Below are 15,528 nucleotides of genomic sequence, written 5' to 3' on the forward strand. Positions count from 1 at the left end.
ACTTACCGCCGAAGAGCTTTCAGACAAAGCGAGTTCAGCTATTTTGAGCTTGAATGCTCGGTGATGTTTGGACATAAAAAGACCCCCAGTAATTGGAATGTCCAACTATTGGGGGTCACTTCAGACTTACAAGGTTTTTTTATTACTAAAACTATGCTTTATTTAATAAACGAACAATAAATAGAGCAACATAAATGGACTTTTTAAGTCAGGTTATTTACGTCGACAACGTAGAAGAAGTACTCGACTTTTACTATCAAGCATTTGGTTTTAATACCAATCATATCAGTGATGATGCCGATTACGGTGAACTTGTTACAGGGCCTGTTAAGCTTGCTTTTGCAACCCATCCGCATGCGCAATCGTATTTTAAGCAAGGGTATATTCGTGCCCACCCTAAGCAACCTGCACTTGGTTTTGAGCTAAGGTTCAGCTGCCATAATTTAGTAGAAAGTTACGATAAAGCAGTGCTTGCTGGCGCTGAGCCATTGTGTCCGCCAACTAAAAAAGACGCCCAGCATTATGCGTATGTTCGTGCTATTGAGGGCACCTTGGTGTGTTTAGTAGAAGATTAGCCTTTAGTAAGGTCAGTGTGTAGCTCAAGGGTTAACTCGCGTAATAACTCGATTCGCTCCAAACTCATGTTTGAGCGCGCCATTAACTTAGCCGTTAATGCTTCGGCATCAGTTTTAAGCTGCATGCCCTGCTCTGTTAATGAGATTACTTTTTTGCGCTCATCTTCATTCGATACCTGACGCGTCAATAAACCTTTCGTTTCTAAGCGTTTAACTATCGGTGTTAAGGTGCCTGAGTCTAAGTGCGTATCATGAGAAAGCGCTTTTAAACTCACCTGATTTTTATACCAAAGTGAGTGCATCACAATATATTGCGGATAGGTCAAGTCATAAGCTTCAAGGATTGGTCGAAACGCTCTGATCAACGCATTTGTTGCACTGTATAAAGTGAAACACACATTGTCTGATAAGTTGTTGCTCATGCTATTACCCTAAACTGAAATACAGCCGTATTATTGCCTTAATTTAGTTTGCGCGCAAATTATTTTCTGACGATCTATTGCCTTTTACCGTAAACTTCATTAAATTGGCCACAAATAGTTTGCGCGCAAATAATTAGTGCAAGCTATAATTATTCGCTCACTAGCCTAGCTAGCTCAAGTATTCGAGGTTTATATGGTTACAAGTCAACAAATTCACTTAGTTTCACGCCCAACGGGCATGCCTACACAGGCTAATTTTGCACAGGTAGACGTATCACTTCCAGATTTGAACGACGGCGAAGTGTTAATTAAAAATACTTGGATGTCTGTCGACCCTTACATGCGCCCACGCATGATTGATCGTAAATCATATATTGCGCCATTTAACTTAAACGAAGTGATGGAAGCCGGTGCTATCGGCGAAGTAGTTGAATCACGCAATAACGACTTTCCGGTAGGAAGCAAAGTAAGTCACATTAGTGGCTGGCGTACCATGCACATTAGCGATGGCAGCGATTTAACCCTACTACCTAGTGTACCACTGCCTGACCAACTATTTTTAAGTACTATGGGCATGACAGGGTTAACCGCATGGGCAGGTTTAACAAAGGTAATTAGCCTAAAAGAAACCGACACTGTGTTTGTTTCAGCGGCATCAGGGGCTGTAGGTAGTGTAGTGTTCCAAATTGCCAAGCTAAAAGGCTGTAAGGTAATTGCATCGGTTGGCTCTGACGAAAAAGCGCAGATGGTAAAAGCGTTAGGCGTTGATGAGGTAATTAACTATAAAACGGTAGCAAACCTAACAGAAGCCCTTGAACAAGCGGCACCACAAGGTATTGATGTGTACTTTGAAAACGTAGGTGGCGATCATCTAGAAGCCGCACTTAATGTAATGAACGATTACGGCCGTATTCCTGTTTGTGGCATGATCTCAGGTTACAATAACGACACAGCACAGCCAGGGCCAAGCAACCTGTTTTATATCAACTCGAAAAAGCTCACCATGCAAGGCTTTATCGTGATTGATTATTTTGATCAGTTCCCTGAGTTTATTGAGCAAATGGGTGCGTGGATCAGCGAAGGTAAAATTAAATCTGAAGAAACGGTATACCATGGCATCGAAAATGCCGTTGATGCATTTCTTGGCCTGTTCGAAGGTAAAAATAAAGGAAAAATGCTAGTTAAGCTTTAACACTTAATAGCTAATAAAGCCTGTATCTTAATTGGTACAGGCTCTATTTAGGCAAGTTTAAAAAATACGATTGCCGAAACAAGCACCAACCCCACATAGGAAAGAAACAAAATCCCAGCTTGGCGATGTTTTTTTGCATTCGCTCGCACAGTTTCGTTCTCTGTGGAATTTAAAAGTGTTAAGCTCTTTTTAGACACAAACACCATAGGTACTTTTAAAAATCGCGGTGCACCCAATTGTTGCCACAGTTCCGGCTCTAAAGTTTTAACCGATTGATAGTATTTATATTCAGCGCTCGCAGCATAAAGCATTAACAGCGCCCACACTAAAACCAATATTATTGTTATTAGCATAGATTACCTAATCAATTTAATTAGTTAGGTTTAAAGTGTATGCCATCAAACAAAATGCACAACCCGCCAAATTGCTTACTTTGCCCTGTAAAGCGAACTACCATATTGATTCCTGAGCAAATGTCCTTTGCTTAACCCTGCTTCAAATAATGTCATAATTAAACCAACAAAAGGTACAAACCAAATTAGGCAATTCCAGCCCGACTTTCCAATATCGTGCCAGCGTTTGACTTGAGAAGCCATTAGTGGCCATTGAAATAAAATAAATATGCTAATAAAAAGAAACATATCAACTACAGCAATAGTTTGAATCACAAAATAAAACCCATGCACAAACCAAAACTGTTTTCTATTCAAACGCCCATGAAAAGAAAACAACACATCAAAAAGCTCTAAATCTCGAGGTTTCGAAAGATAGACAGATTCGTGAGTAAGTTCAGCGTCTGGTGTTTTATATAAATTATCAGTCATTCAAAATCGATAAATAGGCAAGTTCTGCTAGTTTTTCTAATGATGACGTTGCTTTAGAATCTGGCTTTTTAGCATGAACAGAGTGACGTCTTTTCGGGATTTTAACTTGAATAAAACCATGATTGTTGGCCATATCAATACGCAGCATTTCACGCTCTTTTGGCGTTAAATGATTTTCATGGATCTTTTCAAGCTCACCATGATCGAGCCAAATAGCTGCACAGTTTGGGCACTCGTCTATTTCAACCACTTTAAGTGGACTAAAAAAACGCCGCATCATCACCACGTCAGGGCACTTCGGGCAATTAATTCGCGTTGCTATATCAACACATTCTGTTGGCAAGGTTTGTAAATGAGCCACCAGCACTTGCGCGGGTTTTAAACTTGGATCGCTAAAGTGAAATATTTGTCGGTTATCAAAAAATACGCCACCAGATTTTGATAAATATACTTTAACATCGCCAATACTCACTGCTTCAAGGGCTGTTTTAGTACGTGGGCAAAACATATTACATCCTTGTTTTTATAATTAATTTAGCGCTTTTGTTATTAACGGCTTAAGTGGCTCAGGTAAGCTGATGTGTCCAGCTAATACAAATTCATGTGCTTCATCTGACATTTTTTGCCATGTTTTACGAATAATACCCAGCCATTTTTGCTCATCGTAATCAGGCTTGCTACTTGCAAAGTCAAGCATGTAATGCTCAATAAACACGAGGCTGGCGATATCTTCAATCAATTGGCTATCTGGGTTTCGCTTTATATTCTTTTTCGCTACCGCTGCGTATACACGCTCACAATCAGCCGTTGAATAACCAGCCGCTTTCATGAGGGCTGTTACACGCTCAGCATGAAAATCATATAAAGCAGTGCGCCATTGATAATAACCTTGCTTACCCATAGGAAAATCACTGCGCGGAGAGCGCCATCGCTCAATATGTTGCCCTCGGGCAGCAATATGCATTAGCTCATCGGCTTGAGGCTTAAAACGATTGAGCATATCGGTCATACGCATGGCATATAAACCTTCTTTTGCAAATTCTTGTTCATCGACTAGAACTCGGTTTGGGTCTACTGCATTGGCTGTATCAATGGCTTTAATAACGGCGGTATACATCATGGGTTCTCATTGTTATTGCTTCAAAGTGATTGTAAATGGCAACAATCACTTTGGCTATATTGCATCAGGCGATCTGGTACTGCTAGCTTGAGATCTAGTTTTGCAAAGTTAAATCAGCAGCAATACTTTGCTTTGGTTTTTCTATCATGCGCGCGAGCTCTTTTTCGCCATCGCTAACGATAATGGTTGGCGTATACAGTAAATCGTGCTGCTTTGCTAAACCGGCAGGATCAAGCTTATCGTAGCCTACAGCCACTAATTTAAGGGATCCTAATTGCACATTCGCTGTATCAATAAGTTTTAAAAACCGAGGGACTTCACGTTTAGAGTCATGGCACCAAGTGCCTAAAAACACTAACACTTGCTTACCTTGCAGTGCTCTTATAGTACTTAGCTCTTCTTCACTGGGTGAGTAATCATTATATTCTTCACTAAAAGCAGGATAGTCTTTAAGTAAGTCGGCAACGCTGATATCTCCACTATAAGGACCTGAGCTTGCAAATGTAAAAGCAGAAAATAACAATAAAGCGATATAAACTAATTTTTTCATATTTTGTTCTCTGAATATTTTTCTCACCATAACCAATTTAACAGCAACACTCCAGCATGCTATTAGCGTGAATCCTGTTTTTTGCAGCTTAGATTGGCATGTAGAGTAAATGCGAACTACTATATTAGATATATCTAATATAAGGCCTTACAATGCACACTTTAAGAACGATAGCGCTTTGCACCCTATTGCTTTCACCTAGCCTTTATGCTGAAACGAATTCTGCTACCCTAGAAACCCAAGCAGCTGAGCGAGCAACTGAATTTGCCACTACGCTCAAATCAGTACTAGGAGCCGCTATAAAACAAGGCGTTTTAGTTGAAGGTATTAACGTGTGCAAAATGCAAGCCCCTGCTATTGCCGAAAGCTTATCAACCGATGGTTGGACTGTGGCACGTAAAAGCACTAAAAACCGAAATCCGAACAATAAACCAGATGACTGGGAAGCTGAGAAAATCGCCCAGCTAGTTGATATGATCAGAAACTCAGAAAGCATTGATAATGTGACTTTCTCGACCAATAAAGATGGCCAATTCCGCTTTGCTAAAGCGATAAAAGTCGCGCCAGTTTGCCTCAATTGTCATGGTCAAACGATTGCTCCAGAAGTAAAGCAAGTGCTTAGTGAGCATTACCCCCATGATTTAGCCACAGGCTATCGGCTTGGTGATTTAAGAGGAATATTCTCTATTACCAAAACACTTGAAACGTCTGAGCCATAAAATATAAGCCTTATGCTCGCTTAGTTTGCTCTTAGCCATTAAAATACGCTTTTAAAATTAACCAAGGTGTTTTTATGTCTTTTCCTCCTTGTCCAAAATGTAATTCTGAATACGTGTATGAAGATCAAAACAACTTAGTATGCCCAGAGTGCGCTCATGAGTGGGATCCTAATGCGGTTGATACCGATGATGTGATCGATGTAAGAGATGCTAACGGCACCTTATTGGTCGATGGCGACAAAGTGACTGTTGCGAAAGATTTAAAAATTAAAGGCAGCTCACAAGTAATTAAAATTGGTACCAAAGCCGTGATCCGCCGCGTGTTAGATAAAAAAGACCACGAACTAGACTGTAAAGTTGATGGCGTCGGTGAAATGATGGTAACTGCTAAGTTTGTTAAAAAAGCCTGATAGCATTATCAAAATTGTTATTGCTGTGAATAATTACACAGCAATTTCAATAAGCTAACTTTTTTAATAGCCAAACTTTTCAACAACAATCCCCGTTACTTCACAATGCTCGCAGCTTAACTGCCAGCCAGCAGCCCATGTGGTTACGCTAAGATTTCCTTTGCAAAGTGGACAAACTTCGCCAGCAAACGTACTGGGGGTAATCTCTTTAGCTTGTTTAGAAATCGGTCTTAAAAACCAAAGAATATTATCGTCGATACTGATAGTTAGATCGTGGTGTAGCGTCTCGCAATAAGCATCAAACACCGCTTTTTTATACTGTTTTACGTCGTTTTTAAACAACCCACAGCCAATGCTCGAAGAGCTTTTCAAGCCTGAAGGTGACTGATTTTGTTATTTCTGATGCTATGCATGAATAAAGGTAAGCAATAAAGCATGCTTACCTTTATAGGGCGTGTTTAGATTTAACTAAATTTGTTTTGGTAATTTAGTCGAAATAACGGCGGTAACAACAATAAATAACAGCGATATAGCCAAACACGCTGCTAAGCCATAAAGCTGAAACACTAAGCCCGACAACACAGTACCAATTAAGCGACCCATGGCATTGGCCATATAGTAAAACCCGACATCGAGTGACACGCCATCGGCATCAGCCATACTAACAATTAAGTAGCTGTGCAAAGATGAGTTAATTGCGAATAGCACACCAAATAACATCAACCCGCCTATCAGCATTGGTTTTACAGCCCAGTCAAAGCCATTAGCAAGGGCAATGACTAAGGTGACTAAAGCAAGCAATGATGCCCACTTAACTGTTTCTGCACTTGGTGATGTTTGCTTATTAAGCTTAATAATTTTAGGTGCAAAAGATTGCACAGCCCCATAGCCAATAACCCAACTCGCTAAGAAGGCACCCACGGTCCAGTGGTCCCAATCAAAGGCTTGTGATAAAAATACCGGTAGTGCAACTACAAACCAAACATCACGCGCACCAAACAAAAACAACCTCGCGGCTGACAAGATATTAATTGAATTACTCTTTGAAAATATCTCGTTAAACTTAGGTTTGTTTTTGGCTTTGCCTAAATCATTTTTAAGTGCAAAAAGACTAAAACACCACACCACCAGCAAAGTGGCAGCCATGGTTAGCATTGCGCCTTTAAACGACATTAATGTGAGAAGTAAGCCACCTAAAAAGAAGCCCACACCTTTTAAGGCGTTTTTAGAGCCTGTTAGTATCGCCACCCATTTAAACAAGGTACCTTCTTGGCCACTGGCAACCAGCATTTTGATTGAGCTTTTAGCGCTCATTTTATTGAGATCTTTGGCAATCCCAGACAGAGCCTGCGCTAACATCACATAGGCAACACTCAGCCATTCAGGAGGGACTGCCAACATGAACAAGGCTACAACCTGTATGGCAAGGCCAATGTTCATGGTTTTATTTAAACCAAGCCTTGCGCCTAAATAGCCGCCCACTAAGTTAGTGACAACACCAAAAATCTCATAAAACAAAAACAGCATGGCAATACTCAAAGGCGAGTAGCCAAGCGCATGAAAGTGCAGTACCACCAACATTCTCAATGCGCCATCTGTAAGCGTAAATGCCCAGTAATTCCCGGTGACAATTAAGTACTGCTTTATATCAGCGGGAAGATTAGCCAAACGCGTCATTGCTTTTAACCTTGAAGTGATCGCGCAACTTTTCGGGCAAGTTCGGCGGTACGGTTTGCATAACCCCATTCGTTATCGTACCAAACATACAGCTTAACTTGTGTCTCGTTGACAACCATGGTTGATAGCGCATCAACAATGCTTGAGCGTGGATCAGTTTTATAATCAATAGAAACAAGTGGCTTTTCTTCATAGCCCAAAATGCCTTTTAGCTCGCCCTCTGCGGCTTCTTGCATCCATTGGTTAATTTGCTCAGCGGTGGTTGGCTTTGTTACTTCAAACACACAGTCAGTGATTGATGCGTTTGCTAAAGGCACACGAACCGCGTGGCCGTTTAATTTGCCTTTAAGTTCAGGGAAAATATGTGTGATCGCCGTTGCAGAGCCGGTTGTAGTTGGAATTAAGCTCATGCCGCATGCGCGAGCACGGCGCAAATCTTTATGCGGCGCATCTAAGATAGTTTGCGTGTTAGTAATATCGTGAATAGTGGTCATTGAACCATGTTTGATACCAATTTTTTCTTGCAATACTTTAACCACAGGCGCTAAACAGTTGGTAGTGCACGATGCTGCTGTAACGATATCATGCTGATTTACATCGTATAAATCATCGTTTACACCCATTACTATATTCAACACACCGTCTTCTTTTACAGGCGCAGTTACAACAACTTTCTTCACACCTTGATCAAGATATGTCTGAAGTAGTGACTTTTCTTTTATCACGCCAGAGGCTTCAATAACGATATCGCAGCCAGACCAATCAGTGTCTGTAATGGCTTTATTTTGCGTGACGTTAATTACGTGACCATCGATGATCACACTGTTGTCGTTACTTTCAACCTCATGAGGCCAAATACCGTGTACCGAATCATACTTAAGTAAGTGAGCTAATGTAGCTGCATCACCCGCAGGGTCATTAATTTGCACAAACTCAACGTCGTCCCATGCAAACGCTGCTCTTAGCGATAAACGCCCCATGCGGCCAAAACCATTAATGCCTACTTTAATTGCCATTGTTAAGCTCCTACTTTTTGAAAATTGTCGAAAAATGAACGTTGTATCGGGTTTTGCAACGACTTAGGGCGAATAGCCTGCACTTGATTAACTATGTCGTTTTTAGCATAGCCAAGCTCATGCATTAATAAACCAATGACTAAGCCTGTGCGGCCTGAACCGCCTTTACAGTGCACAGCCACGCTACCACCATTTTTTATGATGGCAAGAATATCGTTAAGGTGTTTACTGAATGCTTGATTAAACGCTTCGCTTGGCGCGTCATCATCGATAATAGGTAATTGAAACCAGCTGAGATCTGCATGCTCACATTCGATTGCAAGCTGCTGCGCGCCATTTTTAACAAGCTCTTCATCGTACATCAGAGTAATAATTGCTTTTGCACCTGCCGCTTTTAAATCAGCAACAGACTGTGATAAGCCAACGTCTTTTGTGCCAGGGCAAGGGGTAAAAATAAATGCCCCAGTTTCTAGCTGTAAAATATCAAATGGATGTGATTGCATTATGATTCCCCAATTATTCTTTAAACCAATGTGTTGTTTTATTGACGATTGCAACCAACGACAGCATCACAGGTACTTCGACCAACACCCCAACAACGGTTGCTAATGCTGCACCCGAGTGCAAACCAAATAATGAAATAGCCACTGCGACCGCTAACTCAAAAAAGTTAGAGGTACCAATTAAACATGCTGGTCCGGCAATGTTGTGCTTAAGCCTAAGCTTTAACGCAATGAAATAGGTGATTGCAAAAATACCGTAGGTTTGCAAAACGAGCGGAATAGCAATCAGTACAATGTTTAGCGGTTGAGCTAAAATCGTGTTCGCCTGAAACCCAAATAGCAAGACCACTGTGGCCAATAAGCCAACAACTGAATACGGTTTAATTTTCTCTAAAAATGACTGCACTGCAGCTTCATTTTGTGCTGAATTATTAAGCGCTTTTCGTGTTAATACACCAGCAATAAGTGGCAGCAATACATACAACACAACCGAAATCATCAATGTAAGCCAAGGCACATGAATATCAGATACACCCAGCAACAACCCCGCAATAGGTGCAAAGGCAAAAATCATAATAATGTCGTTCACAGACACTTGCACTAAGGTGTAATTTGCATCGCCTTTGGTCAGTTGTGACCACACAAACACCATTGCCGTACAAGGTGCAACACCAAGCAAAATCATCCCTGCAATATATTCTTGCGCCGTTTCAGGGCTAACCAAATCAGCAAATAACCCTTCAAAAAATAACCAACCTAATGCGGCCATTGAAAATGGTTTGATTAGCCAGTTAATGATTAAAGTGAGCATCAGCCCTTTAGGGTTCTTACCGACTTCTTTAATCGTTGAAAAATCAACTTGCACCATCATTGGGTAGATCATCACCCAAATAAACAGTGCAACAACAATGTTTACATGCGCCACTTCGGCTTTCGCTATTAGCTCGAATAAAGGCGGAAACATCACCCCAAGCCCCACACCAATGGCGATAGCAGCAGCAACCCATACAGATAAATATCGTTCAAAAACACCCATTTTCAGTCCTTAATTGCAGCAACGAGCAACACGGGTTGGGCGATCATCCCCCATCGCATTTAGCCTTGCTAACTCGTTTTCTATGAAATTTGGTTCGTTTACCACGGTCGAGGTAATTGTTTGTTTCATCCACATAGGTAGAGTCGGGTTTAAAGAGTAAAACACCCACTGCTGGTGTTTTCTATCCGACAAAATGCCCTGTTTTTTAAGTTGCGCTAAATGCCTTGAAACCTTTGGCTGGCTCTGCTCATTAAGTGCCGTCATTAGTTCGCATACGCAAACCTCTTGCTCAACGGCGATGAGCAATAAGCTTTTTAAACGAATATCATCTGCAAGGGCTTTATAAAATGTAGTTGGTGAAATCGATGCTGGTTTTTCTTTGTTATGGGATTGCACAAACTGTTTAATTCGCTCATTGAGCTCTTGCAAGGTTTTTTCAAAGGCGTGAGGTTCAGGACGCGTTTTAGGATCGATAAAATCCCATGCAAGGCAATGGCTGCCATCGACGCGATTAGCACATTCTTTTACAGCGTCATCACATAGGGTAATGACGTAATCAAAATGCAGATTAGTGACATCGTTTAAGTGTTTTGAGTGTAAGTCATCGGTTTTTAAGCCAAAATGATCAATCGCCGCAAGCGTACGAGGGTCTACCGCATAAGGTTCGGTACCCGCACTAAACACCTCAAACTCACCTTTACCATGATGTTTAAGCAACGCTTCAGCCATAATTGATCGGGCTGAATTTTCTGTACATAAAAAGAGAACTTTCACGACTCACTCCATAACAATTTGGTTATATAATATTTTTGTTATATAAAGTGCGCAAGTTATTTTTCTTGATGACTTAGCTTAAATTGAACTAAAGAAAGAATCTGGCGCATCTGTGCGCCAGCTTAGATTTTGCCGTGTTTAGAGGGTTATTTTGCTTGTAAGGTTAAATAGTCACTCATGACTTTTTCAAGCTGATCGTAATCTTTTTGCTGAGTAACAGCCCCTGCGACCACCACCTGCGTTGTTGGCTCATACATCACCAAAGTGCCCCAAAAGCCACCATGTTGATAAACTAACGTGCCGTTATATTCTTTTGCGAATACACCCAAACGATAAGGACTATCTGCAGGTAAGCCTTTATCAGATAGCATGAGTTTGAGCGTTTCTGAGTGTTTGAAGACCTTACCTAAAAATAAAGCCTGATAAAATTTAGCCATACCGATTGGGCTGGCAACAAGCCCACCGCCACCATATAAATCGACTGTTGGGCTCCAATTGAAAGTATCGGTGCCATGCAAATATTGATGTACGCGTCGCGACTCATCCACAGCAACTGTATCACCACGTTCCCAGACCACATTTTCGATATGATTTTTATCGAAACTTAAGTATTGGCGAACCGCTTCAGGCAAAGGTAAACCTGTAACTCTTTCAATAATATGGCCGAGTAACACATAACCGGTATCTGAATATGAGAAACGCTCACCAGGTTTACCAACTGGATCGCCCCACTCTACACACCCTTTAATTTGCTCGCGCATCGTAATATCTCGCTGCGGATTTGCCATTATGCCAGCTAAATACTGATCGCTTTGGGCGTGATCGTATAACCCTGCCGTATGACTCAGCACTTGCTTTAGCGTCATTTTATCTAGGGCATAGCCATCGCTTTCAAGAAGCGCAAAAAAGTCGTCAGAAATTAACTTATCAAGCGTTGTATCAAGGTTTAATTTACCTTCTTCATGCAAACGTAGCACCGTTGCTGCAGTGAAGGTTTTAGTGACACTGGCAATTCTAAATAAACTATTTGGGTTAATAACTTGCGGCGCATTTTCTTTACTTTGCTTTGCCGTTGAAAAAGCATGTCCATCATCAACAATCACATGAAGTGCAAAACCTGTAAGGGGAGCTTGTTGATTTGCATTGAGAATTTGCCCCATTAAAGCATGGTGAGTTTCGAGAGGCTTTGTAGGCTCTGCAGTCACAGGTAAAGCCATTAGTGATAAAGCAACGAATAAAGAGCTTAGCGTTTTTTTACTCGCTTGAGAGCACCGACGATCCATAACATTTTCCTTAAATATAGTCCTTAAATAGCGCCTACAGCTTTCGAAAAAAGGCAATTAAGCAGCCTAAAAACTGCTTAACTGAAATTAACAAACGACTTTCGTCTTGTCGAATTAATACGTTAACACTATTTAGAAAGCATATTCACAGCCATAATTACCAATAGCCCTGCAAAGATTTTTTTGATGGTAGAGACAGGCAAATGATGCGTTGCTTTTGCACCTAATGGCGCGGTAAACCATGAAGTACACACAATGCCAAACAAGGCAGGCAAATAAACAAAACCAGCAAAGCCTTCTTTTAATGTAAAGTACTGACTGCCAGAACTGATGTAACCCACTGAGCCAAATAGCGCAATGACAATACCGCACGCCGAAGCACAGCCAATAGCTTTTTTCATATCGACCGAGAAAAACGTCAGTAACGGTACAAGTACCGCACCACCGCCAATGCCTATCATGGCAGAGAGACCCCCCGTGATGCTTGTATAAAATGTTAAAAGGCCTTTATTAGGTAGCGAGCGTGTTGTTTGGCTATCATTTTTACTGCCTAAAATCATTTTTAGTGCAATAAGCAATACACTCACAGCAAATACAATTCGCACTACATGTTCTGGTAATAGTGAAGCCAAAAAGCCACTGATAAGTGCGCCTAATGCAACCCCTGTCATCACCCACGGAGCCAATTGCCAAGGCACATTGCCATTTTTGTGGTGGGCAATAGCAGATGAGGTTGAAGTAAACAGAATTGAGGCAAGCGATGTAGCAATCGCCACCAGCACAACTTGCTCAGCAGGTAACACCTGAAAGTGCAGCAAGATCATGCTTAATATGGGCACAATCACCAAACCGCCACCAATTCCTAATAGCCCCGCTAAAAAGCCAACCCCGCTGCCAAGTACGGCGCAAGCAATAATAAGCACGATTAATTCATTCATTGTATTTGTCTGTGTTGTTGGTTTAGGGAACCGAGTATAACAACAATAAAGTACGGGGTTGCTCTCAAAAGTCCTGTTAAGTAGTGAATATTACTCACGTTTTATATGAAATTACTGCAACTCTAATAAATTAATCTAGAAATCTAGACGTCCAAAATGACTTAAAAGCATTTTTTCACTATCCGTTCCTAAATGTTTTACTAAAACAGTAAATATTTATGAATCTGCCTCATGTTTTACCTGAAATAAAAACGTTTTTCTTCATGATACTGAGCACGTATAAATTGATACCCAAGCCACCTCAAAGTTAATGACCTAGCGATTTAAGGAAGGTGAGCAGCAATCATTTATCTCAGGAAATATGGACACATTGCTATGAACAACGATTTTAAATATACAGTTAAAAGTTTAAAGCTAGACGAAAACTATCACCCATCTAACAGCACGCGTATTACAACTAACTTTGCTAACTTGGCACGAGGCGCAAGCCGTCAACAAAATTTGCGTAATGCATTAAAAATGATTGATAGCCGCTTTAATGCACTAGCAAATTGGGATAACCCGCAAGGCAACCGCTATTCAGTAGAACTTGAAATCATTTCGGTTGATTTAGAAATTGCGGGGAGCGCTGAAGCTTTCCCATCTATTGAGGTATTAAAAACCAATATCATTGATCACCAAACTAATGAACGTATCGAAGGAATTGTTGGTAATAACTTTTCATCGTATGTACGTGATTACGACTTTAGCGTGCTATTGCTTGACCATAATAAAAACAAAACAGAGTTTACTATTCCAGATAACTTTGGTGATCTTCATGGCAAACTTTTTAAAAGCTTTATAAATTCAGAAACCTATAAACAACACTTTAAAAAACCTCCTGTTATTTGTTTAAGCGTTTCTGATAATAAAACCTATCATCGCACTGAAAACCAACACCCGATTTTAGGTGTTGAGTATCAACCGAATGAGTCCTCATTGACCGAGCAATACTTTAAAAAAATGGGCTTACAGGTGCGCTATTTTATGCCACCAAACACAGTTGCTCCGCTGGCGTTTTATTTCTTTGGTGACCTGCTGAATGATTACACCAACCTAGAATTGATCAGCACCATCAGCACCATGGAAACATTTCAGAAAATCTACCGTCCAGAAATTTATAACGCCAATGCCGTGGCGGGTAGTTGCTATCAACCAAATTTAAGAAACAACGATCACTCTATCACGCAAATCGTTTACGACCGTGAAGAGCGCAGCCAACTGGCTGTTGCACAAGGTAAATTTACTGAACAACACTTTATTAAGCCTTATCAATCAGTACTTGAGAAGTGGTCTGCTAACTGCACAATTTAATGAGAGTAAAAATGAAAAAGTTATTACCGACATCTACAGCAGGCAGTTTACCAAAACCTGCTTGGCTTGCTGAGCCTGAAACCTTATGGTCACCTTGGAAATTACAAGGTGCAGAACTTACCGACGGCAAACAAGACGCACTACGCGTTGCCTTACAAGAGCAACAACAAGCTGGCGTTGATATCGTGAGCGATGGCGAGCAGACCCGCCAACACTTTGTAACGACCTTTATCGAACACTTAAATGGCGTTGATTTTGAGAACCGTAAAACCGTAACCATTCGTAATCGCTACGAAGCAAGTGTTCCGAGTGTGATTGGCCCGGTATCACGCAGCAAACCAGTGTTTGTTGAAGACGCCAAGTTTTTACGTTCGCAGACCAAGCAACCTATAAAATGGGCGCTGCCAGGGCCTATGACCATGATCGACACCTTGTACGACGCGCACTATCAAAGCCGTGAACAACTGGCGTGGGAATTTGCCAAAATCCTCAATCAAGAGGCAAAAGAGCTCGAAGCCGCGGGTGTTGATATTATTCAATTTGATGAGCCTGCGTTTAATGTGTTCTTCGATGATGTGAATGACTGGGGCATTAAGTGCCTAGAAAGAGCAATCGAAGGCTTAAAGTGCGAAACCGCCGTACACATTTGCTACGGCTATGGGATCAAAGCCAACACTGACTGGAAACAAACACTGGGCAATGAATGGCGCCAATACGAAGAAGTATTCCCAAAACTTCAAAAGTCGAATATCGATATTATTTCGCTGGAGTGCCACAACTCTCGCGTACCCATTGAGCTATTAGCACTGATACGCGGCAAAAAAGTGATGGTTGGCGCCATTGATGTAGCAAGCAATGAAGTTGAAACCCCTGACGAGGTAGCACACACATTACGTGAAGCGCTTAAATATGTTGATGCCGACAAGCTTTACCCATGCACAAACTGCGGTATGGCTCCCCTCCCTCGTAACATAGCAAGCGCCAAGCTCAGTGCGCTAAGTAAAGGCGCAGAGATTGTGAGGGGGGAGATTCTAGCGGCTAGGCTCTAAGAGTAGTTGCGAGTTACTAGGGGAAAGGGGGGAAGTTGCGAGGATCGAGATGCGAGGTACGAGGTGCGCAACTACCTCATCCCTTGT

The 15,528-nt window shown here is 41.4% G+C and carries 21 protein-coding genes; 7 read left to right on the forward strand and 14 right to left on the reverse strand.

The window, feature by feature from the left end; translation table 11 throughout:
- Positions 1-180: hypothetical protein (locus tag AAEU31_RS02435; protein WP_421966312.1), on the forward strand; the 180-nt coding region annotated here is incomplete at its 5' end.
- Between the two features lie 14 nt (positions 181-194).
- The gene (locus AAEU31_RS02440; protein ID WP_135926783.1) at positions 195-575 is read left to right on the forward strand and encodes a VOC family protein; all 381 of its coding nucleotides are present in this window, start codon (positions 195-197) and stop codon (positions 573-575) included.
- Here AAEU31_RS02440 and AAEU31_RS02445 read toward each other — a convergent pair.
- Positions 572-997: a MarR family winged helix-turn-helix transcriptional regulator gene (locus tag AAEU31_RS02445; RefSeq protein ID WP_421966313.1), complete on the reverse strand. Its 426-nt coding sequence runs from the start codon at positions 995-997 to the stop codon at positions 572-574. The two genes, AAEU31_RS02440 and AAEU31_RS02445, sit on opposite strands and share 4 nt — an antisense overlap.
- Before the next feature lie 193 nt (positions 998-1,190).
- Here AAEU31_RS02445 and AAEU31_RS02450 point away from each other — a divergent pair, with 193 nt between their 5' ends.
- The gene (locus tag AAEU31_RS02450; RefSeq protein WP_421966314.1) at positions 1,191-2,189 is read left to right on the forward strand and encodes an NADP-dependent oxidoreductase; all 999 of its coding nucleotides are present in this window, start codon (positions 1,191-1,193) and stop codon (positions 2,187-2,189) included.
- A 47-nt stretch (positions 2,190-2,236) separates the two neighbouring features.
- On the opposite strand, the gene AAEU31_RS02455 is transcribed toward AAEU31_RS02450, so the two are convergent.
- From AAEU31_RS02455 to AAEU31_RS02475, 5 genes are all read right to left on the reverse strand, one after another.
- On the reverse strand, positions 2,237-2,500 hold the full coding sequence (locus tag AAEU31_RS02455) for a hypothetical protein (RefSeq protein WP_421966315.1): 264 nt from the start codon (positions 2,498-2,500) through the stop codon (positions 2,237-2,239).
- Positions 2,501-2,617: 117 nt separating this feature from the next.
- Positions 2,618-3,013, reverse strand: a complete 396-nt coding sequence (locus AAEU31_RS02460; RefSeq protein ID WP_138558262.1) for a DUF805 domain-containing protein — start codon at positions 3,011-3,013, stop codon at positions 2,618-2,620.
- Positions 3,006-3,521: a TFIIB-type zinc ribbon-containing protein gene (locus tag AAEU31_RS02465; RefSeq protein WP_253039806.1), complete on the reverse strand. Its 516-nt coding sequence runs from the start codon at positions 3,519-3,521 to the stop codon at positions 3,006-3,008. The genes AAEU31_RS02460 and AAEU31_RS02465 overlap by 8 nt, the downstream gene beginning before the upstream one ends.
- 21 nt (positions 3,522-3,542) lie before the next feature.
- Complete coding sequence (locus tag AAEU31_RS02470; protein ID WP_135926959.1) at positions 3,543-4,130, reverse strand: DUF4202 domain-containing protein; 588 nt, start codon at positions 4,128-4,130, stop codon at positions 3,543-3,545.
- A 97-nt stretch (positions 4,131-4,227) separates the two neighbouring features.
- Entirely contained in the window at positions 4,228-4,683 is a 456-nt protein-coding gene (locus tag AAEU31_RS02475; protein ID WP_253039808.1) for a thioredoxin domain-containing protein, read from the reverse strand.
- A 152-nt stretch (positions 4,684-4,835) separates the two neighbouring features.
- Between AAEU31_RS02475 and AAEU31_RS02480 the strand changes: the two genes are divergently transcribed.
- Complete coding sequence (locus AAEU31_RS02480; protein ID WP_421966316.1) at positions 4,836-5,402, forward strand: Tll0287-like domain-containing protein; 567 nt, start codon at positions 4,836-4,838, stop codon at positions 5,400-5,402.
- Positions 5,403-5,476: 74 nt separating this feature from the next.
- Entirely contained in the window at positions 5,477-5,812 is a 336-nt protein-coding gene (locus AAEU31_RS02485; protein ID WP_421966317.1) for a zinc ribbon domain-containing protein YjdM, read from the forward strand.
- Between the two features lie 63 nt (positions 5,813-5,875).
- Here AAEU31_RS02485 and AAEU31_RS02490 read toward each other — a convergent pair whose 3' ends face one another.
- From AAEU31_RS02490 to AAEU31_RS02525, 8 genes are all read right to left on the reverse strand, one after another.
- Positions 5,876-6,154, reverse strand: a complete 279-nt coding sequence (locus tag AAEU31_RS02490) for a hypothetical protein (protein WP_421966318.1) — start codon at positions 6,152-6,154, stop codon at positions 5,876-5,878.
- A 126-nt stretch (positions 6,155-6,280) separates the two neighbouring features.
- Entirely contained in the window at positions 6,281-7,489 is a 1,209-nt protein-coding gene (arsJ, locus tag AAEU31_RS02495; RefSeq protein ID WP_421966319.1) for an organoarsenical effux MFS transporter ArsJ, read from the reverse strand.
- A 5-nt stretch (positions 7,490-7,494) separates the two neighbouring features.
- A complete protein-coding gene (locus tag AAEU31_RS02500) occupies positions 7,495-8,505 on the reverse strand; it encodes an ArsJ-associated glyceraldehyde-3-phosphate dehydrogenase (protein WP_421966320.1) in 1,011 nt (336 codons plus the stop codon).
- Positions 8,506-8,507: 2 nt separating this feature from the next.
- Positions 8,508-9,008 carry a phosphatase domain-containing putative toxin gene (locus AAEU31_RS02505; protein WP_421966321.1) on the reverse strand — a complete coding sequence of 167 codons (501 nt, stop codon included), beginning with the start codon at positions 9,006-9,008 and terminating at the stop codon, positions 8,508-8,510.
- Between the two features lie 13 nt (positions 9,009-9,021).
- A complete protein-coding gene (gene arsB, locus AAEU31_RS02510) occupies positions 9,022-10,044 on the reverse strand; it encodes an ACR3 family arsenite efflux transporter (protein WP_421966322.1) in 1,023 nt (340 codons plus the stop codon).
- A 9-nt stretch (positions 10,045-10,053) separates the two neighbouring features.
- Positions 10,054-10,818: a metalloregulator ArsR/SmtB family transcription factor gene (locus AAEU31_RS02515; protein ID WP_421966323.1), complete on the reverse strand. Its 765-nt coding sequence runs from the start codon at positions 10,816-10,818 to the stop codon at positions 10,054-10,056.
- A 146-nt stretch (positions 10,819-10,964) separates the two neighbouring features.
- Positions 10,965-12,101, reverse strand: coding sequence for a serine hydrolase domain-containing protein (locus tag AAEU31_RS02520; RefSeq protein ID WP_421966324.1), 1,137 nt, complete (start codon positions 12,099-12,101; stop codon positions 10,965-10,967).
- Positions 12,102-12,229: 128 nt separating this feature from the next.
- Entirely contained in the window at positions 12,230-13,039 is an 810-nt protein-coding gene (locus AAEU31_RS02525) for a sulfite exporter TauE/SafE family protein (RefSeq protein ID WP_421966325.1), read from the reverse strand.
- A gap of 375 nt (positions 13,040-13,414) precedes the next feature.
- Between AAEU31_RS02525 and AAEU31_RS02530 the strand changes: the two genes are divergently transcribed.
- Positions 13,415-14,392, forward strand: coding sequence for a DUF1852 domain-containing protein (locus AAEU31_RS02530; protein WP_199527481.1), 978 nt, complete (start codon positions 13,415-13,417; stop codon positions 14,390-14,392).
- Between the two features lie 11 nt (positions 14,393-14,403).
- On the forward strand, positions 14,404-15,441 hold the full coding sequence (locus AAEU31_RS02535; protein ID WP_421966326.1) for a methionine synthase: 1,038 nt from the start codon (positions 14,404-14,406) through the stop codon (positions 15,439-15,441).
- Positions 15,442-15,528 lie beyond the last annotated feature (87 nt).

This window comes from Pseudoalteromonas thalassia, from assembly GCF_049257215.1.
GTDB classification, from domain to species: Bacteria; Pseudomonadota; Gammaproteobacteria; order Enterobacterales; family Alteromonadaceae; genus Pseudoalteromonas; species Pseudoalteromonas lipolytica_C.